Origin of the sequence: Streptomyces sp. TN58 (assembly GCF_001941845.1) — a bacterium.
GTDB lineage: Bacteria > Actinomycetota > Actinomycetes > Streptomycetales > Streptomycetaceae > Streptomyces.
Window position 1 is genome coordinate 1,730,928 of the sequence record NZ_CP018870.1, and the last position, 18,903, is coordinate 1,749,830.

An 18,903-nucleotide genomic window follows, 5' to 3' on the forward strand; every position below is an offset into this window, starting at 1 on the left:
GATCAGTGACCCATGCCCAATCCGCCGTCAACGGGAATGACGGCTCCGGTGATGTACGCGGCGTCGTCGGACGCCAGGAAGCGGACGGCTGCCGCGATCTCCTCGGGCTGCGCGTAGCGGGCCAGCGGCACCTGCGCCACGATGCCCGCGCGCTGCTCGTCGGTGAGGACCTTCGTCATGTCGGTGTCCACGAAGCCGGGCGCGACGACGTTGAAGGTGATGTTGCGGGAGCCCAGCTCGCGTGCGAGCGAGCGGGCGAAGCCGACCAGCGCGGCCTTGGAGGCGGCGTAGTTGGCCTGCCCCGCCGACCCCATGAGCCCGACGACCGAGGAGATCAGGACGACGCGGCCCTTCTTGGCCCGGAGCATGCCCCGGTTCGCGCGCTTGACCACCCGGAAGGTGCCGGTGAGGTTGGTGTCGAGGACCGAGGAGAAGTCCTCCTCGGACATGCGCATCAGCAGGGTGTCCTTGGTGATGCCGGCGTTGGCCACGAGCACCTCGACCGCGCCGTGCGCCTCCTCGACCTGCTTGTAGGCCTGCTCCACCTGCTCGGAGTCGGTGATGTCGCACCGCACCGCCAGGACACCGAGCTCGGTGAGGGCCTGCGGCGGCTCACCCGACCGGTACGTGATCGCGACCTTGTCGCCGGCCTCCGCGAAGGCTCGGGCGATGGCGAGGCCGATGCCCCGGTTTCCTCCGGTGACGAGAACCGAGCGGCTCAACGGATCACCCTTTCGCTAGCGGTCTGAATACCGAAAACCTATAGGTCGCGCCGCTCGTACGGAGAATCGAGCCCCGACAGGGCCTCGCGGCGGGCTCTGTCGAGTCCCTACAGAAAGATGTAGGCACAAGGGCCCCGAGCGCGACATGATCGGGGCGACCGTCCCCGACCCCGGGAGGACTTCCGTGCCCCATTCCATCGACGCGGCCTTCACCGCGCTGCCCCTGCGGGCGCTCGCCGACGCGGCGCTCGCCCGGGCCCGCGCGCTGGGCGCCGACCATGCCGACTTCCGGCTGGAGCGGATCCGCAGCGCCTCGTGGCGGCTGCGCGACGCCAAGCCCTCCGGCGGGTCCGACACCACCGACCTCGGCTACGCGGTCCGGGTCGTACACGGGGGCAGCTGGGGCTTCGCCTCCGGCGTCGACCTGACCATGGACGGCGCCGCAAGGGTGGCCTCGCAGGCCGTGGCCATGGCGAAGCTGTCGGCCCAGGTGATCAAGGCCGCCGGTTCGGACGAGCGCGTGGAGCTCGCCGACGAGCCGGTGCACGCGGACAGGACGTGGATCTCCGCCTACGAGGTGAACCCCTTCGAGGTGCCGGACGCCGAGAAGGCGGCGCTGCTCGCCGACTGGAGCTCCCGGCTGCTGGCGGCCGACGGCGTCGCGCATGTGGACGCCTCGCTGCTCGCCGTGCACGAGAACAAGTTCTACGCCGACACCGCGGGCACCACGACAACCCAGCAGCGGGTCCGGATCCATCCCCAGCTCACGGCGGTCGCGGTCAACGGCACCACCGGCGAGTTCGACTCGATGCGCACCATCGCACCGCCCGCCGGGCGCGGCTGGGAGTACCTGACCGGCACCGGCTGGGACTGGAACGCCGAGCTGGAGGAGATCCCGGGCCTGCTCGCCGAGAAGATGCGGGCGCCGAGCGTGCAGGCCGGGCGCTACGACCTGGTGGTGGACCCGTCCAACCTGTGGCTCACCATCCACGAGTCCATCGGCCACGCCACCGAGCTCGACCGGGCGCTGGGCTACGAGGCGGCGTACGCGGGGACCTCCTTCGCCACCTTCGACCAGCTCGGCAAGCTCCGGTACGGCTCTCCGATCATGAACGTGACGGGTGACCGGACCGCCGAGCACGGGCTGGCCACCGTCGGCTTCGACGACGAGGGCGTCGAGGCGCAGAGCTGGGACCTGGTCAAGGACGGCACGCTGGTCGGCTACCAGCTGGACCGGCGGATCGCGAAGCTGACCGGCCTGGGGCGCTCCAACGGCTGCGCCTTCGCCGACTCCCCCGGGCACGTGCCCGTGCAGCGGATGGCGAACGTGTCGCTCCAGCCCGATCCCGGAGGCCTGTCGACCGAGGACCTGATCGGCGGGGTGGAGCGCGGGATCTTCGTGGTCGGCGACCGCTCCTGGTCGATCGACATGCAGCGCTACAACTTCCAGTTCACCGGGCAGCGGTTCTTCCGGATCGAGAACGGCCGGCTGGCCGGTCAGCTGCGTGACGTCGCCTACCAGGCCACCACCACCGAGTTCTGGGGCTCGATGGAGAAGGTCGGCGGCCCGCAGACCTATGTCCTGGGCGGTGCCTTCAACTGCGGCAAGGCCCAGCCGGGCCAGGTCGCGGCGGTCTCGCACGGCTGCCCGTCCGCGCTGTTCCGCGACGTGAACATCCTGAACACCACGCAGGAGGCCGGCCGATGACCACGTGCGTCAGCCACGAGATCTGCCGGGGGTCCGGGGGTCGCCACCCGGGACAGCACAGTCTGAACACCACGCAGGAGGCCGGCCGATGACCACGCGCGTCAGCCACGAGATCTGCCGGGGGCCCGGGGGTCGCCACCCGGGACAGCACAGTCTGAACACCACGCAGGAGGCCGGCCGATGAGCCGATCGACCAAGCCGCACGAGATCGTCGAGCGGGCCCTGGAGCTGTCCACCGCCGACGGCTGCGTCGTCATCGCCGACGAGGAGTCGAGCGCCAATCTGCGCTGGGCGGGCAACGCCCTGACGACGAACGGCGTCACCCGCGGCCGGACCCTGACCGTCATCGCCACGGTCGACGGCAAGGAGGGCACGGCCTCGGGGGTCGTGTCGCGCTCCGCCGTCACCGCCGAGGACCTGGAGCCGCTGGTACGGGCCGCCGAGGCGGCCGCGCGGGGCGCCGGGCCCGCCGAGGACGCCCAGCCGCTGGTCACCGGGACGCCGGTGTCGCCGGACTTCACCGACGCCCCGGCCGAGACCACCTCCGCCGTGTTCGCGGACTTCGCGCCGGCCCTCGGCGAGGCCTTCGCCCGGGCCCGGGCGGGCGGCCGGGAGCTGTACGGCTTCGCCAACCACGAGCTGGTCTCCACGTACGTCGGCACCTCGACGGGCCTGCGGCTGCGCCACGACCAGCCGAACGGCACCCTGGAGCTCAACGCGAAGTCCCCGGACCGGCAGCGCTCGGCCTGGGCCGGCCGGGCCACCCGGGACTTCAAGGACGTGGACCCGACCGTGCTGGACGCCGAGCTGGCCGTGCGGCTCGGCTGGGCCGAGCGGAAGATCGACCTGCCCGCCGGGCGGTACGAGACGCTGCTGCCGCCGACGGCAGTGGCGGACCTGCTGATCTACCAGATGTGGTCGGCGTCGGCCCGGGACGCGGTGGAGGGCCGTACGGTCTTCTCCAAGCCCGGCGGCGGCACCCGGCTCGGCGAGAGGCTGACCGACCTGCCGCTGACGCTGCGCAGCGACCCGAACGCGCCGGGCCTGGAGTTCGCGCCGTTCGTCATCGCGCACAGCTCCGGCGACGACGTCTCGGCCTTCGACAACGGCCTGCCGGTCCCGGCGACCGAGTGGATCCGCGACGGCGAGCTGGCCCGGCTGTCGACGACCCGGCACACGGCCGGCCTGACCGGCCTGCCCGTCTCCCCCGGCTTCGGGAACCTGATCCTGGACGGCGGCGGGGAGAAGTCCCTCGACGAGATGGTCGCGGACACCGAGCGGGGCCTGCTGCTGACCTGTCTGTGGTACATCCGCGAGGTGGACCCGGCGACACTGCTGCTGACGGGCCTGACCCGGGACGGGGTCTACCTGGTGGAGAACGGGCAGGTCGTGGGCGAGGTGAACAACTTCCGCTTCAACGAGTCCCCCGTTGACCTGCTGTCGCGGGCCTCCGAGGCGGGCCGCACGGAGAAGACCCTGCCGCGCGAGTGGAGCGACTGGTTCACGCGGGCCGCGATGCCGGCTGTCCGCATCCCGGACTTCAACATGAGTTCGGTGAGCAAGGGCGTCTGACCCACCTAGACTGAGCACGGCATTTCCACAAAACGTAAGGAGTCGAGAGACCGTGACGGACATCGTCGACGAACTGAAGTGGCGCGGGCTCTTCGCCCAGTCCACCGACGAAGAAGCGCTGCGCAAGGCCTTCGCGGACGGTCCGGTCACGTTCTATTGCGGCTATGACCCGACCGCCGCCTCGCTGCACGTCGGCCACCTGGTGCAGGTGCTCACGATGCGGCGGCTGCAGCTGGCGGGCAACCGGCCGCTCGCGCTGGTCGGCGGGGCCACCGGTCAGATCGGTGACCCCCGTCCGACGGCCGAGCGCACCCTGAACGACCCCGAGGTCATCGCGGAGTGGGTGAACCGGCTGCGCTCGCAGATCGAGCCGTTCCTGTCCTTCGAGGGCGAGAACGCCGCGGTCATGGTCAACAACCTGGACTGGACGGCGGGCATGTCCGCCATCGAGTTCCTGCGGGACATCGGCAAGCACTTCCGCGTCAACAAGATGCTGACGAAGGACTCGGTCGCCAAGCGGCTGGAGTCGGACCAGGGCATCAGCTACACGGAGTTCAGCTACCAGCTGCTCCAGGGCATGGACTTCCTGGAGCTGTACCGGCGCCACGGCTGCACCCTCCAGCAGGGCGGGTCGGACCAGTGGGGCAACCTGACGGCCGGCCTCGACCTGATCCACCGGGTCGAGCCGGACGCGCACGTCCACGCGATGGCGACCCCGCTGATGGTCAAGGCGGACGGCACCAAGTTCGGCAAGACCGAGGGCGGAGCCGTCTGGCTGGACCCGGAGATGACCACGCCGTACGCGTTCTACCAGTTCTGGCTGAACGTGGACGACCGGGACATCTCCACCTACATGCGGATCCTGTCCTTCAGGTCGCGTGAGGAGCTGGAGGAGCTGGAGGCGCAGACCGCCGAGCGGCCGCAGGCGCGGGCCGCCCAGCGGGCGCTGGCGGAGGAACTGACCACGCTGGTGCACGGCGCCGACCAGTGCGCCGCCGTGATCGCGGCGTCGCGGGCGCTGTTCGGCCAGGGCGACCTGGCGGAGCTGGACGAGGCCACGCTGGCCGCGGCCCTGTCCGAGCTGCCGCACGCCAAGGTGTCGGATCTGGCCCCGGTGGTGGACCTCTTCGCGGAGACGGGCCTGGTCGCGAGCAAGTCGGCGGCTCGCCGGACCGTGAAGGAGGGCGGCGCCTACGTGAACAACACGAAGGTCACCGCCGAGGACGCGGTGCCCGCGAAGGAGGACCTGCTGCACGGCCGCTGGCTGGTCCTGCGCCGGGGCAAGAAGAACCTGGCGGCGGTCGAGGTCGCCGGCGCCTGACGCGCCCCCGGCGCGTGGGCCCCGTACGGCACACGGCGGAGGGGTCGGTTCGGACCGCACGGTCCGGCCGGCCCCTCCCGCATGTGCCGCGGGTGCCGCTCAGGTCGTCCGGCGGCTGCCTCCGCGCATCGCCTTGTAGGCCATCTCGCCGAGGAAGACGAAGAGGACCGCGCCCGCGAGCTGGAGCAGGTGGCGGGTCCAGTCGATGCCGCGGGTGTCGGCGACCCCGATCCAGGCGGCGACCGCGTTGCCGAGGACGCTGCCGATGATGCCCATCAGCGTGGTCAGCCACAGGGGCTGGTGCTGTTTGCCCGGCAGGATGGCCTTGGCCAGCAGGCCCAGCACGAAACCGACGATGATCGCCCACAACCAGCTCATGTCCAGCCTCCTCCCGGCGCGGTGTGCGCACGTTCGCCCCAGTTTCGGCCCGGCCGGCGTGACCCGCATTTCGGGCGGCGCCGTGGGGGTCCCCCCTTTCCGCACGGCGGCGGGGGCGGCGTACCGTGGAAGGGTCCGGGCCGGGGAACGCCCGGCCGGCGATCAGGTGGTAGGACGTGGAACGGGTGAACCGACAGAAGCGGAACGGGGCCGAGGTCTTCCGGATCACCGGCGCCCGGATGGGTCTCGCCGAGGACGTGCGGGGCCGCCAGCGACGCTACGTGATCTCGATGACGGTCAGGACCCTGTCGGTCATCGCGACCGTGCTCTTGTGGAACGTCTCCCGCCCCGTGGCGGTCGTGACGCTCGTCGCGGGTGCCCTGCTGCCCTATGTGGCCGTGGTCATCGCCAACGCGGGCCGCGAGTCGACACCGTCGCTGCCCTCGCACTTCCTTCCGGCTCCGGTCCGTCCGGAGCTGGACGCGGGAAACCTCAAGAAAACCTCAGATCAATCATGAAGTTCCGGTGCACTCCACCCGGTCCTGCGTGACATACTGCTCACGCGCTCCGCATCCCCCGTCGGAGCGACGGACCGACGCCGGGCAGCTCCCCCCGTGGCTGCTCGGCGTCGCCATTCCGGCACGAACCAACACCGCGCCCGGCAAACCGTTCCGGCCACAGCACTAGGGTGAGGTCGTGACTTCCTCCGACTCCCCCACTCCTGACGAGATCCCCACCTGCTCGGCCAAGGGCTGCCGTGACGCGGCCGTCTGGGTCCTCGCGTGGAACAACCCGACGCTGCACACGCCGGAGCGGCGCAAGACGTGGCTGGCGTGCGAGGAGCACCGCGAACACCTCTCGCAGTTCCTGGGGGTGCGCGGTTTCCTCAAGGACGTCGTGAAGCTGGAGGAGTGGGTGCAGCCCGAGGGCTCGGAGCGCCCGCGCTGATCCGCTGCGGCGGGCCGGTCCGCCGGTACGGACCGGCGCGGACCCGCCCGGACCGGTGTGCGCCGGTCCGTGCCTCGCGGGTCAGCCGCCGATCGCGGACATGGGTCGGTCGGGCTGGAGGAACGAGGGGTCGTCGAGGCCGGAGCCGGCCTTCTTGCCCCACATCGCCACCTTCCACAGGCGGGCGATCTCCTCGTCCGGGGCGCCCGAGCGCAGGGCGGAGCGCAGGTCCGACTCCTCGGTGGCGAACAGGCACGTACGGATCTGGCCGTCGGCCGTGAGCCGGGTGCGGTCGCAGGCGCCGCAGAACGGGCGGGTGACGGAGGCGATGACGCCGACGGTGGCGGGGCCGCCGTCGACGACCCAGCGCTCGGCGGGCGCGGAGCCGCGCTCGTCGGCGCCCTCCTCGGTGAGCGTGAAGCGCGTGCGCAGCGATTCCAGGATGTCGCCGGCGGTGATCATGCCGTCGCGCTTCCAGCCGTGCTGGGCGTCGAGGGGCATCTGCTCGATGAAGCGGAGTTCGTACTCGTTCTCGACGGCCCAGGCCAGCAGGTCGGGGGCCTCGTCGTCGTTGAGGCCGGGCATGAGCACGGCGTTGACCTTGACCGGGGTCAGGCCGGCCTCGCGGGCGGCGGCCATGCCCTCGATGACGTCCTTGTGGCGGTCGCGGCGGGTGAGGGTCTTGAAGACCTCGGGGCGCAGGGTGTCCAGGGAGACGTTCACCCGGTCCAGGCCGGCGCTCTTGAGGGCCTGCGCGGTGCGCTTGAGGCCGATGCCGTTGGTGGTGAGCGACATCCTGGGGCGGGGCTCCAGCGCCGCGCACTGCTCGACGATTCCGACCAGTCCGGGACGCAGCAGCGGTTCGCCGCCGGTGAAGCGGACCTCGGTGATGCCGAGCAGGGTGACGGCGATGCGGATCAGCCGGACGATCTCCTCGTCGGTCAGCAGATCGGACTTGCCGAGCCATTGCAGGCCCTCTTCGGGCATGCAGTACGTGCAGCGCAGGTTGCACCGGTCGGTGAGCGAGACGCGCAGGTCAGTGGCCACGCGGCCATAGGTGTCGAGAAGCACTGTGGGCCCCCTCCCCTGTCCGGAAGTAGACATACGCGCGACGTGGGATCCACTCCACGCGTTCTCTTTCGAGCCTACGTGACGCATGTGTCGTTCCGTGGTGCCCGAATGAACGAGAGGTAACGCGGCCGTGTCGTAGGGACCTACGACACGGCCACTGCCGGTGTTCGGGCGGTGTCAGTGCGCCCCGGTGCCGGTGAGGGAGCGCACCTCCAGCTCGGCGAACTTCTCGGGGTCGGCCTTCTCCTTGGTGAGGACGGTGCCCAGCCATCCCAGGAGGAAGCCGAGGGGGATGGAGATGATGCCCGGGTTCTCCAGCGGGAACCAGAAGAAGTCGGCGTCCTTGAACATCGAGGTGGGCTTGCCGGACACGACCGGGGAGAAGAGCACCAGGCCTACGGCCGAGACGAGTCCGCCGTAGATGGACCAGAGCGCCCCCTGGGTGTTGAAGCGCTTCCAGAAGAGGCTGTAGAGGAGCGTCGGAAGGTTGGCGGAGGCGGCGACCGCGAAGGCGAGGGCGACGAGGCCGGCCACGTTCAGGTCGCGGGCCAGGGCGCCCAGGCCGATGGCGACGGCTCCGATGACGACCGTGGACCAGCGGGCGGCGCGCACCTCCTCCTGCTCGGTGGCCTTGCCCTTGCGGATCACGTTCACGTACAGGTCGTGGGCGAAGGACGAGGAGGAGGCGAGGGTGAGGCCCGCGACGACGGCGAGGATGGTGGCGAAGGCGACCGCGGAGATCACGGCGAGCAGGACGGCGCCGCCGGTGGAGTCCGCGCCGCCGCCGACCGCCTGGGCGAGCAGGGGTGCGGCGGTGTTGCCGGCCTTGTTCGAGGCCAGGATGTCCGCGCGCTCCAGCAGGGCGGCGGCACCGAAGCCGAGGGCGATGGTCATGAGGTAGAAGGCGCCGATGATGCCGATGGCCCAGTTCACGGACTTACGGGCGGCCTTCGCGGTGGGCACGGTGTAGAAGCGGATCAGGATGTGCGGGAGGCCCGCGGTGCCGAGGACGAGGGCGAGGCCGAGGGAGAGGAAGTCGAGCTTGGAGGTGGAGTCCTGGCCGTACTTCAGGCCCGGTTCGAGGAACTTGGCTCCCTGTCCGCTGTTCTCGGCGGCCTTGCCCAGGAGCTCGGAGACGTTGAAGTCGAATTTCACCAGCACCAGGAGGGTGATCAGCAGGGCGCCCGCGATCAGCAGGACCGCTTTGACCATCTGGACCCAGGTGGTGCCCTTCATGCCGCCGATGGTCACGTAGAGGATCATCAGGACGCCGACGAGGGCGACGACCGCCACCTTGCCGCCGTCGCTGGTGATGCCGAGCAGCAGCGAGACGAGGACGCCGGCTCCGGCCATCTGGGCGAGCAGGTAGAAGATCGAGACCACGATGGTGGACGTTCCGGCGGCGGTGCGGACGGGCCGCTGGCGCATCCGGTACGCCAGGACGTCGCCCATCGTGTAGCGGCCGGAGTTGCGCAGCGGCTCGGCGACGAGCAGCAGGGCGACGAGCCAGGCGACGAGGAAGCCGATGGAGTAGAGGAAGCCGTCGTAGCCGAAGAGGGCGATGGCGCCGGCGATGCCGAGGAAGGACGCGGCGGACATGTAGTCGCCGGAGATGGCCAGGCCGTTCTGGAAGCCGGTGAACTGGCGGCCGCCCGCGTAGAAGTCCGCGGCGTCCTTGGTCTGGCGGCCGGCCCAGACCGTGATGATCAGGGTGGCGACGACGAACAGCCCGAAGAGCGTGATGATGAGCGGGCGGTGCTCGGAGGCGCCCGCGGCGAGCGATGTCAGGTGGTGCATGCCGCTCATTCGGAGGTCTCCATCCGCTTCTTGATGGCCGCCGCCCTGGGGTCGAGCCTGGCGGCGGCGTGGCGCGCGTACAGCCAGGCGATGAGGAAGGTCGTGGCGAACTGGGCGAGGCCGAGCACGAGGGCGACGTTGACGTTGCCGAAGACCTTGGTCCCCATGAAGCCGCCCGCGTAGTTGGACAGCAGGACGAAGAGCAGGTACCAGGCGATGAAGGCCACGGTGAGCGGAAAGGCGAAGGAGCGGTAGGAGCGGCGCAGTTCGGCGAACTCGGGGCTCTGCTGGACGCTCACGAACTCTTCGGCCGTGGGGCCCGCCAGGGGCGTTCCCGCGCTGCCCGGGGGCGGCGCTGCTTCGGTGGTCACGGGGGAATCTCCTTGTGACGCAGGTGCGGTGGGGACGACGGACAAAACAACCTCCGTGGGCGGGGTCGAAGGCGCTGACCCCCCTTGGTCAACGGCACGGCCGGCGTGTCGGGACGGTTCAACACCTGTGGATTCTTCGTGAACTGATTTCTCGAACTGATGGCGGAGAGGGGAACGGCGGCAGTAGGTTCCCCTGTCATGGACCCGTCCGACGCGACCGCGTGCGGACGGCTTTTTCACGATGATCTGGAGAACCCATGGCTCATCTGGGATCCGTCCGCCGGCGCACCCTGGCCGTGCCGGTCGGCCTGGCGCTCACCGCCTCGCTCGCCCTGCTGCCCGCGGTGTCGGCCTCCGCCGCCCCGCTGGCCGCCAACGCGGACACGGCGGCGGCGAAGGCCACGACCACCGGACCCAAGCTGTCGTACGTGGCGAACCTGAACACGTACGCCACCATGAAGGCGGCGAAGAAGGCCGTCGAGCGGGCCGGCGGAACGGTGGTGACGGCCTATGAGCAGATAGGCGTCGTCGTCGCACACTCCCAGAACCCGGACTTCGCCAAGCAGCTGCGCGCCCAGCGCGGGCTGTTCGTGTCGGTCGGCGCCACCCGGACGGCCCCGATGCAGGCGGTGCAGACCACCGACGAGGGCACGACCCAGCTGCTGGGCGAGGCGGACGCCGCCAAGGCGGCGGCGCGGGCCCAGGAGGGTCAGGAGCCGCTCGAACCCAACCAGTGGGACCTGCGGACGATCAAGGCCGACGAGGCTCACAAGATCAACGATGGCAGCCAGGACGTCACTGTCGGCATCATCGACACGGGTGTGGACGACACCCACCCCGATCTCGCCCCGAACTTCTCCAAGGGCCAGTCGGCCAACTGCGTCGGCGGGGTCGCCGACACCACCGACGGCGCCTGGCGCCCGTACGCCGACGGCAGCGACCACGGCACGCACGTCGCCGGCACCATCGGCGCCCCGCGCAACGGCGTCGGCATCAGCGGTGTGGCGCCCGGTGTGAAGATCGCCGCGATCAAGGTGAGCGAGCCCGGGACCAGCCTCTTCTACACCGAGGCGGTCGTCTGCGGCTTCATGTTCGCCGCCGAGAAGGGGATCGAGGTGACCAACAACAGCTACTACGTCGACCCGTGGCTCTTCAACTGCAAGACCGACGACGACCAGAAGGCGCTGGTGGAGGCCATCGGCCGGGCCACCAAGTACGCGGAGCGCAAGGGCACCCTGCACGTGGCGTCCGCCGGCAACTCCAACCAGGACCTGGCGGCCGACTCCCTGGAGGACACCACCAGCCCGAACGACACCACCCCGGTCACCCGCACCATCGACCCGAAGGTCTGCCTGGACCTGCCCACGCAGCTGCCGGGCGTGGTCACCGTCTCCGCGACCGGCGACCAGGGCCTGCGCTCCTACTACTCCAGCTACGGCCTCGGGGTCGTGGACGTCGCCGCCCCCGGCGGCGACAGGTTCCAGGTACCGGCCACGCCGGACGCCAACGGGCGCGTGCTGTCGACCGTCCCGGGCGGCGGCTACGGGTACAAGCAGGGCACCTCGATGGCCGCCCCGCACGTCGCGGGTGTCGCGGCGCTGCTCAAGAGCGCCCACCCGGCGGCCTCGCCCTCCCAGATCCAGGCGATGCTGAAGGCGCAGTCCACGAAGGCCGCGTGCCCGGCCCAGATCTACGACGCCACGGGCGCGCTGATCAACGCCACCACCTGCCAGGCCAAGTGGGGCCAGACCGGCTACTACGGCCACGGCGTCGTGGACGCCCTCAAGGCCGTGAAGTAGTACGCCGCACGGTCACCGTGCGGACGGGCCGGCGGGGAGCTTCCCCGCCGGCCCGTCCGGCACTCCGGCGCACCGGCACCCGGCACTCCCGGTCAGGGCTTGATCAGCACCTTGAGCGCGCTGCGGTCGTCCATGGCGCGGTAGCCGTCCGGGACCTCGTCCAGGGAGACGGCGCGGTCGAAGACGGGCGCCGGGTCGATCACGCCGCCCAGTACGTCCTCCAGCAGCTCCGGGATGTAGGCGCGGACAGGGGCCACACCACCGCGCAGGGTGATGTTGCGGTCGAACATGACCCCGAGGTCGAGGCCGGTGCCGCTGCCGTGCGGGACGCCGACGTAGCCGATCGCCCCGCCGTCGCGGGTGATGCCGACCGCCGTGCGCATCGACTGCTCGGTGCCGACCGCCTCGATGACGCAAGTAGCGCCGCGGCCGCCGGTCAGCTCGCGCACGGCCGCCTCGGCGGCCTCGCCGCGCTCGGCGACGACGTCGGTGGCGCCGAAGAGCCTGGCGATGTCCGTGCGGACGGTGTGGCGGCCCAGTGCGATGATCCGCTCGGCGCCGAGGCGCTTGGCGGCCAGGACACCGCACAGGCCGACCGCGCCGTCGCCGACCACGGCCACCGTGGAGCCCGCGCGCACGCCCGCGCCCAGCGCGGCGTGGTGCCCGGTGCCCATGACGTCGGAGAGGGCGAGCAGGCCGGTCAGCAGATGGTCGTCACCGGCGGCGTCGGCGGGCAGCTTCACCAGAGTGCCGTCGGCGTGCGGGACGCGTACGGCCTCGCCCTGGCCGCCGTCGTGGCCGACCGAACCCCAGAAACCGCCGTGGTCGCAGGAGGTGTAGAGGCCTTCCTTGCAGTACTCGCACGTGCCGTCCGACCACATGAAGGGCGCGACGACCAGGTCTCCGGCGCGCACGCCGGAGACGGCCGGGCCGGTCTCCTCTACGACGCCCAGGAACTCGTGGCCGATGCGCTGCCCGGGCCGGCGCGCGGCCTCGCCGCGGTAGGCCCACAGGTCGCTGCCGCAGATGCAGGCGCGCAGGACGCGGACGACGGCGTCCTCGGGGCGCTGGATCGCAGCGTCGGGCACCTCCTCCACGCGTATGTCGTGCGGGGCGTGGATGACGGTGGCGCGCATGGTGGTGCAGTCCTCCGGCTAGGAATCGTCCAGTCTTGTACGACTGTGGAACCGTCCTACCGTACGCCTGCTTCCCGGGGGGTCGCGCCGGTGGCCAGCAGGTACTGGGCCGCCACGTACGTGGCCATGATCCAGAAGTCGGGGCGGGGCAGCTGCGGCCATGCGGCGACGCCGGTGGCGATGAGGGTGTCCGACAGCAGGAAGAGCGCGCCGCCGAGGCCGGCCCGCAGGCCGAGGGCGCTGGAGCGGAAGGCCATGGCGGTGAGCAGCAGGCTGTAGCCGGCCACGGGGATGCGCAGGTCCGCGGGGAGGTCGCCCCAGAGGAGGAAGACGGTCCCGAGGAGGGCCAGGGTGTAGGCGCCCCCGAGGAGCGGGTTAGCTGGCCGCTTGCCGAAGAGGACGAGGTAGCAGACGTGGCCGACGGCGAAGGAGCCCATGCCGATCAGGAAGGCGGCCTCGGCGTCGAAGAGCAGGGCCAGGTCCCCGCCCCAGCCGAACAGCAGGGCGGCGACCAGCAGGCGGGGCGCTCCGCGCGTGATCGCGTAGGCGACGAGCAGCGGCATCAGCACCGGCTTGGCGATGACGTGCCCGGGGTGCCAGTCGGCCAGCAGTGATCCGAGGTCGGCGGCCGTGGCGGCGGCGAACCCGCAGAGCGCGAGGCGGCCGAGGCGCGCCCGGCCGGCCGCCGCCCGCGGGACGGCCCAGGAGGGTGCGGGGCGGCCGGGGGACTCGGTGCTCACGCGGTGGTCTCCTGTACGGCCGGGTCGGCGGCGGGTGCGGTGGCGGCCGGGGCGGGCGCGGTGGGCGCCTCGGGCCTGGGGGCGGGCTGCCAGCCGGGGCCGCGGAAGACCCGGCCGGCCCGCTCGCTCCAGCTCCGGGCGGCGCGGACGTCCCGGGCGATGGCGGCGTACTCGTGGGTGGCCACGCGCAGCGGGTTGTAGGTGTTGATGTTCTTGGTGAGCCCGTAGACGGGCTTGTCGGTCTCGCCCACCCAGGAGCCGAACATCCGGTCCCAGACGATCAGGATGCCGCCGTAGTTGCGGTCCAGGTAGCCGCCCTGGGAGGCGTGGTGCACGCGGTGGTGGGACGGGGTGTTGAAGACGTACTCGTAGGCCCGGGGCAGCTTCCCGATGCGCTCGGTGTGGACCCAGAACTGGTAGAGCAGGTTGATGCCGTAGCAGAACGGGATCACGGCCGGGTGCACCCCGACGGCCACCATCGGCAGGTAGAACCAGTAGGTCGTGGCGCTGGTCCAGGGCTGGCGCAGGGCGGTGGTCAGGTTGAACTTCCGGCTGCTGTGGTGGACGACGTGGCAGGCCCACAGGATGCGGATGACGTGGTGGCCGCGGTGCTGCCAGTAGTAGAGGAAGTCCTGGGCGAGCAGCATCAGCGGGATGGTCCACCACAGCAACGGCACGCGCAGCGGGGTCAGTTCGTAGACGGCGGTGAAGACCGCGACGACCGGGATCTTCCAGAGGAGGTCGAAGCCGATGCTGCCGAGCCCCATGCCGATGCTGGTGACGGCGTCCTTGGTGTCGTAGCCGGCCGCGTCCTCGTCGGGATGGAGGCGGTAGCTCACCAGCTCGATGACGGTGAGCAGCACGAAGGCGGGTATGGACCACAGCACGACATCGGGCAGGTTCGGCATGTCCGCACCATAGAGGCGCCTTCGGGGGTGCCGCTAGAGGTTGTTACCGATCGGTATCCGTCGACGTTACCGACGGTTCACCGCAGGCCTCTCCCGCCGGGGCGGCTCGGGTCCTCCTGAGCCGCCCCGGCCTGAGCGCGGGGCTACCAGACGCGGACCGAGCCGCCCTTGGCGAAGGCCGGGCTCGTGGCGTCCGGGGGGATCTCCTTCAGGGGTTCGGCGATCTCCGCGACCAGGGGACCGTGTTCGGCCGCCAGTGCGTCGAGCCGCGCCAGGTCGAAGCCGTACACGCGGGCGGCGTTGCCGCCGACCATCGCGGCGACCTCCTCCCGCGGGAGGCCCGCGTAGGCGATGCGGAGGCCTTCGCGGGAGTACGGGGCGGTGCCCTCGTCGTGGGGGTAGTCGCTGCCCCACATGATCTTGTCGAGGCCGATCCGGTCCCGCAGCGGGACCTCGTGGGGGCGCATGAAGCTCGCCCCCACGAAGCAGTTGTCCCGCCAGACCCCGCTCGGGCCCCTGCCCATCGCCTCGGCGAGGCCCGCCCCGAACTTGGACTCCGCGGTGGAGGAGGCCGCGACCAGCCGGCCGTGGTAGTAGTCCAGCATCTCCAGCACGCCCGGGATCCAGCCGGAGCCCTGCTCCGTCAGGACCAGTTTGAGACCCGGGTGGCGCCGGAAGGCCCCGCCGAAGACGAGGTGCCACAGGGCGCGGTGCGAGAACCAGGTGGTCTCCACCATGAAGACGGCCCGGGCCGCCGGTTCGTCGCCGAGCGGCGGCGACGCCGAGCCCCCGTGGTGGTTGACCGGGACGTCGAGGTCGTCGCACACCGCCCAGAGGGGGTCGTAGGCGGCCGAGTACAGCTCGGGGACCGCCGAGCCGGGCGGCACGCCGGGGAGCAGGATGCCGCCGGTCAGGCCGGCCTCCCGGACGCGGCGGATCTCCGCCACGGCCGCGTCCACGTCGTTGAGGAGGATCTGCGCGACGCCCGCCCGCCGGCCCGGGGCGTCCGCGCAGAAGTCCGCCAGCCAGCGGTTGTGGGCCTGGAGGCCGGCCCAGCGCATCGGGTACTCGGCGGCCGTCGGCGGCTGCGCCATCAGGGAGGCCTTGGGGAAGAACGGCGGGATGGTGTTGGGGAAGACGACCTCGGCGACGATGCCGTCCGCCTCCAGTTCCGCCAGGCGCCGGGCGGAGTTCCAGTTGCGGTCCGCGGTGTCCGCGAGCAGGTCCTCGTACGGGTTCACGTAGGTGGCGGCCCAGGCGTCGAAGTCGTCGTGGTACCGCTTCTCCAGGTACGGCTTGTAGTCCAGGAGGTCGGCGCCCGCGTGGCAGTCCGCCGAGATCACCGTGTAGCGGTCCCCGCCGGTCATCCCGAGACCCCCAGGACCGGGAAGTCGTGGTCCGTCAGCCAGTGCCGGCCCACTTCGCGCGAGCGCGCCCAGGAGGCCGCCACCGCCGCCTGGTCCGGCGACTGGCCCAGCTCGGCCGGGGTGGGGCCGATCCGGCGGGCGAGCGGGGCCAGCTTCTGCGTGTCGAAGCCGAAGACCTCCGCCGCGGCGAGCCCGAGCATCCGCCGGGTCTCGTCGACCGGGATGTCGTGGAAGGTCCGGCGCAGCCAGTTCCGGGTGTCGGGCCAGGTGCCCTCGGGGTGCGGGAAGTCCGAGCCCCACAGGATGTTGTCCACGCCGATCTCGTAGCGCTGGGCCAGTTCGCGCCGCTTCGTGTTCGTCGCGCAGACGAAGACCTGGCGGTCCAGGTACTCGCTCGGGGGTCGTTTCAGCTCCTCGAAGGGCGAGAGCTTCTTGCCGCCGTGCGCGCCGAGGTAGAGCCGGTCCATGAACCACAGCTGGTTCGGCAGCCACCAGCAGCCCGACTCGGCGACGCCGAAGCGCAGGCCCGGGTGGCGTTCGAACACCCCCGACCAGAGCAGGAACCACAGCGGGCGGGCCGGCCACCAGGTGACCTCGGAGACGAAGATGCCCAGGTGGTCGCCGTACTCGTGGCGCGGTGAGGATCCGGAGTGGGTGACGACCGGCATCCGCGTCTCGGCCGCCGCCGCCCAGACGGGGTCGTAGCGGCGGTCGTGGTAGGGCGCCTTGTCCACCCACATGGCGGGGATCATCAGCGCGCCCAGCCCGGACTCTTGGCCCGGTGGATCTCGGCGACGGCCTTGTCCGGCTCGCCGGTGATCGGCAGCAGTGCGACGCCGCAGTGGCGTTCGGGGTTCTGCGCGACGAACTCGGCCAGCCAGCGGTTGTGCGCCTGCGCGCCCGCCATGCCGAGTTCGGGGTCCTGGTCGCCGGAGAGCCCGAGGCCCACGCCGAAGGGGGCCGCGGTCCGGCTGTCGACGGCGTCCGCGTCGGGGAAGACGACCTCGGCGGCCACCCCGTCGCCGTCGAGTTCCTTCAGCCGCTGCCCGGTGTCCCAGCCTCCCCGCAGGCCTTCCTCGTGATCGTGGAACCACTTCTCGGCGAAGGCCTCGTTGCGGACGCCCAGCCGGGTGGCCTCCGCGCGGCGGGCGTCCCGCTCGCCGAGGAAGTCGTCGAACGGTCGGTGGAAGCGGGAGTCGAGGTAGGGGCGGTACAGCTCGGTGGGCAGGCCCGCGTGGCAGTCGGAGGAGATGATCAGGTACGGGTCCCCGTACGAGCTGCCGCTCGTGGTGCCGCTCGCCGTGTCACGCGTGCTGTCGCTCGTGGTGTCGCTCATGGCGGACGCTCCTCAGTCGAGGATGAAGCTCTCCAGGTAGGCGGGGTTGGCGCGGTCGAGCATCGACTGCGACCGGGCGCGGATCTGCCGGTCGCTGTGCTCGCTCGGCGGCAGCATCCAGAAGCGGTCGGCGCGGATGCCGTCGACGACGTGCTCGGCGACCTCCTCGACCGGGGTGAAGGCCACCTCGCGGCCGGCCCGCCTCATCGCGGCCTCGTACTGGTCGAGGGTGCGGTACGGGGTCCTGCGCGGGCGCTCCTTCGCGTACCGCTCGGGCCTGTTGCGGTGGGACTCCCACAGTCCGGTGCGCAGCATGTGCGGGCCGGGGAAGAGCACCGAGGCTCCGACGGCCGCGCCCTCCGCCCTGAGGTGGGCGTAGAGCGACTCGGTCATGGTGACCACGGCGGCCTTGGTGACGGCGTACACGGAGGCGGTGGGCAGGGGGGCGATGCCGCCGTCGCCGGAGGAGGTGTTGACGACGTGGCCGGGGGCGCCGCCGGCGATCATGCGGGGGACGAAGGCCTGGATGCCGTGGAAGACGCCCCACACGTTGACGGAGAAGGCCCACTTCCAGTCGTTGGGCTCGTGCTCCCACATCCGGCCCTCGGCGCCGGAGCCGACGCCCGCGTTGTTGCAGAGCACGTGGACGGCGCCGAAGGCGTCGTACGCGGCGTCGGCGAGGGCGAGCACCGAGTCGCGGTCGCCGACGTCGACGGTCCGGGCGAGCACCTGCGCCCCGGCCTCGACGAGGCCTTCGGCCGCCTTGTGCAGGGCGGCCTCCTCGACGTCGGCGAGGACGACCTTCAGTCCTTCGGCGGCGAAGCGGCCGGCCATGGCGAGGCCGATGCCGCCCGCGGCGCCGGTGACGACGGCCACCTGGCCGGCTTCGAGCCGCATCTCACAGGCTCCCTTCGGGTGGGGCGTCGAGGATCTGCAGGGGGTCGTCGTAGCGCTGGTGGATGTACGGGAGCAGGGCCCGGGCGCTGACCCGCTCGGCGACCCGGCCCTGCTGGTCGGTGGTCTTCTCGCCGATGGTGATCTCCACGAGGCGGCGGACCGGGAGGTCCGCCACCGGGTCGAACATCGACTCACGCAGGACGACGTCACCGGTGACGTGCTCCAGCCTGCGGACCTTCTCGTCTCGGACGCAGTGCACGAGGACCGGGTCCGCGTCGAAGCCCGAACCGTCCACCGCCGGCAGGAACTTGAAGTAGAAGTCGGTCCTGCGGGTGGGTCCGGGCAGCGGGAGGTCGCGGTCGACGGCGCCGCGCACCTCGACGAAGGCGATCCCATGCCGGGCGAGCGCGGCGCGCACGACGAGTCCGTCGCGCTCGACGGTCACCTCGCCCAGCTTCTTCGGTTCGCCGAAGACCTCGCGGCCGCCGGTCAGCGCGCGCTCGTGGGTCATCGGCATGACGAGCGGGTACCAGCCCTCCACCGCGTCGTGCCGGGCGGCGACGGACACCGAGCCGGCGCCGAGCGGATGGCCGGGCAGGTCGACCCTGCTGATGTTGGCCCGTACCAGGGGCCGCGCGGCCGGTTTGAGCGGCGGCGGGAGGACCGCGGCGACCACGTCCGGATCGGTCTCCCAGAGGGCCACCACGCCGGTGGACCAGATGCCGGGGAGCTTGGAACTCTTCTCGCGCGCCGCGGCGATCTGGGCCTCGGTGCGCGCTCCGTACCGTACGCGTGCCATGTCTCGCACCACCTCTCGGTCGGGTCTGTAACA

At 71.4% G+C, this 18,903-nt stretch carries 17 protein-coding genes and 1 pseudogene; 6 read left to right on the forward strand and 12 right to left on the reverse strand.

Annotated elements, in window-relative coordinates; genetic code table 11:
* Positions 1-2 precede the first annotated feature (2 nt).
* Positions 3-722: a 3-oxoacyl-[acyl-carrier-protein] reductase gene (fabG, locus tag BSL84_RS07890; RefSeq protein ID WP_030030089.1), complete on the reverse strand. Its 720-nt coding sequence runs from the start codon at positions 720-722 to the stop codon at positions 3-5.
* Positions 723-867: 145 nt separating this feature from the next.
* Between fabG and BSL84_RS07895 the strand changes: the two genes are divergently transcribed.
* The 3 genes from BSL84_RS07895 (at position 868) to tyrS (ending at position 5,323) form a co-directional block, all read left to right on the forward strand.
* The gene (locus BSL84_RS07895; protein WP_420711182.1) at positions 868-2,430 is read left to right on the forward strand and encodes a TldD/PmbA family protein; all 1,563 of its coding nucleotides are present in this window, start codon (positions 868-870) and stop codon (positions 2,428-2,430) included.
* A gap of 180 nt (positions 2,431-2,610) precedes the next feature.
* Positions 2,611-4,002, forward strand: coding sequence for a metallopeptidase TldD-related protein (locus BSL84_RS07900; protein ID WP_045322306.1), 1,392 nt, complete (start codon positions 2,611-2,613; stop codon positions 4,000-4,002).
* 52 nt (positions 4,003-4,054) lie between these two features.
* Complete coding sequence (tyrS, locus tag BSL84_RS07905) at positions 4,055-5,323, forward strand: tyrosine--tRNA ligase (protein WP_030027946.1); 1,269 nt, start codon at positions 4,055-4,057, stop codon at positions 5,321-5,323.
* A gap of 99 nt (positions 5,324-5,422) precedes the next feature.
* Here the strand turns inward: tyrS and BSL84_RS07910 are convergent, their stop codons facing one another.
* A complete protein-coding gene (locus tag BSL84_RS07910; protein WP_045322307.1) occupies positions 5,423-5,701 on the reverse strand; it encodes a GlsB/YeaQ/YmgE family stress response membrane protein in 279 nt (92 codons plus the stop codon).
* Between the two features lie 239 nt (positions 5,702-5,940).
* On the opposite strand from BSL84_RS07910, the gene BSL84_RS07915 reads away from it, so the two are divergent.
* Positions 5,941-6,219, forward strand: a complete 279-nt coding sequence (locus BSL84_RS07915; RefSeq protein WP_045322322.1) for a DUF3099 domain-containing protein — start codon at positions 5,941-5,943, stop codon at positions 6,217-6,219.
* 178 nt (positions 6,220-6,397) lie between these two features.
* Positions 6,398-6,649, forward strand: a complete 252-nt coding sequence (locus BSL84_RS07920) for a hypothetical protein (protein ID WP_030027942.1) — start codon at positions 6,398-6,400, stop codon at positions 6,647-6,649.
* An 81-nt stretch (positions 6,650-6,730) separates the two neighbouring features.
* Here the strand turns inward: BSL84_RS07920 and moaA are convergent, their stop codons facing one another.
* From moaA to BSL84_RS07935, 3 genes are all read right to left on the reverse strand, one after another.
* Positions 6,731-7,720, reverse strand: a complete 990-nt coding sequence (gene moaA / locus BSL84_RS07925) for a GTP 3',8-cyclase MoaA (protein WP_030027940.1) — start codon at positions 7,718-7,720, stop codon at positions 6,731-6,733.
* A gap of 177 nt (positions 7,721-7,897) precedes the next feature.
* Positions 7,898-9,526: a cation acetate symporter gene (locus BSL84_RS07930; RefSeq protein WP_075970070.1), complete on the reverse strand. Its 1,629-nt coding sequence runs from the start codon at positions 9,524-9,526 to the stop codon at positions 7,898-7,900.
* The gene (locus tag BSL84_RS07935; RefSeq protein ID WP_030027937.1) at positions 9,523-9,888 is read right to left on the reverse strand and encodes a DUF485 domain-containing protein; all 366 of its coding nucleotides are present in this window, start codon (positions 9,886-9,888) and stop codon (positions 9,523-9,525) included. The genes BSL84_RS07930 and BSL84_RS07935 overlap by 4 nt, the downstream gene beginning before the upstream one ends.
* A gap of 257 nt (positions 9,889-10,145) precedes the next feature.
* Here BSL84_RS07935 and BSL84_RS07940 point away from each other — a divergent pair, with 257 nt between their 5' ends.
* Positions 10,146-11,687: a S8 family serine peptidase gene (locus tag BSL84_RS07940; RefSeq protein ID WP_030027936.1), complete on the forward strand. Its 1,542-nt coding sequence runs from the start codon at positions 10,146-10,148 to the stop codon at positions 11,685-11,687.
* Between the two features lie 92 nt (positions 11,688-11,779).
* On the opposite strand, the gene BSL84_RS07945 is transcribed toward BSL84_RS07940, so the two are convergent.
* The 7 genes and pseudogenes from BSL84_RS07945 to BSL84_RS07975 form a co-directional block, all read right to left on the reverse strand.
* A complete protein-coding gene (locus BSL84_RS07945) occupies positions 11,780-12,823 on the reverse strand; it encodes a zinc-dependent alcohol dehydrogenase family protein (protein ID WP_045322309.1) in 1,044 nt (347 codons plus the stop codon).
* Positions 12,824-12,879: 56 nt separating this feature from the next.
* A complete protein-coding gene (locus tag BSL84_RS07950) occupies positions 12,880-13,563 on the reverse strand; it encodes a lysoplasmalogenase (protein WP_075970071.1) in 684 nt (227 codons plus the stop codon).
* Positions 13,560-14,471, reverse strand: a complete 912-nt coding sequence (locus BSL84_RS07955) for a sterol desaturase family protein (RefSeq protein WP_045322311.1) — start codon at positions 14,469-14,471, stop codon at positions 13,560-13,562. The genes BSL84_RS07950 and BSL84_RS07955 overlap by 4 nt, the downstream gene beginning before the upstream one ends.
* A gap of 143 nt (positions 14,472-14,614) precedes the next feature.
* Positions 14,615-15,838 (reverse strand): amidohydrolase family protein, encoded by a 1,224-nt coding sequence (locus BSL84_RS07960; RefSeq protein WP_030029135.1) that lies wholly within the window; start codon positions 15,836-15,838, stop codon positions 14,615-14,617.
* A pseudogene (locus BSL84_RS07965) lies at positions 15,835-17,174 on the reverse strand (amidohydrolase family protein). Before BSL84_RS07965 ends, BSL84_RS07960 begins: the two are co-directional and overlap by 4 nt.
* Positions 17,175-17,186: 12 nt before the next feature.
* On the reverse strand, positions 17,187-18,071 hold the full coding sequence (locus tag BSL84_RS07970; protein WP_075970072.1) for an SDR family NAD(P)-dependent oxidoreductase: 885 nt from the start codon (positions 18,069-18,071) through the stop codon (positions 17,187-17,189).
* Position 18,072: 1 nt separating this feature from the next.
* On the reverse strand, positions 18,073-18,870 hold the full coding sequence (locus BSL84_RS07975; protein WP_030029131.1) for an acetoacetate decarboxylase family protein: 798 nt from the start codon (positions 18,868-18,870) through the stop codon (positions 18,073-18,075).
* Between the last annotated feature and the right edge of the window lie 33 nt (positions 18,871-18,903).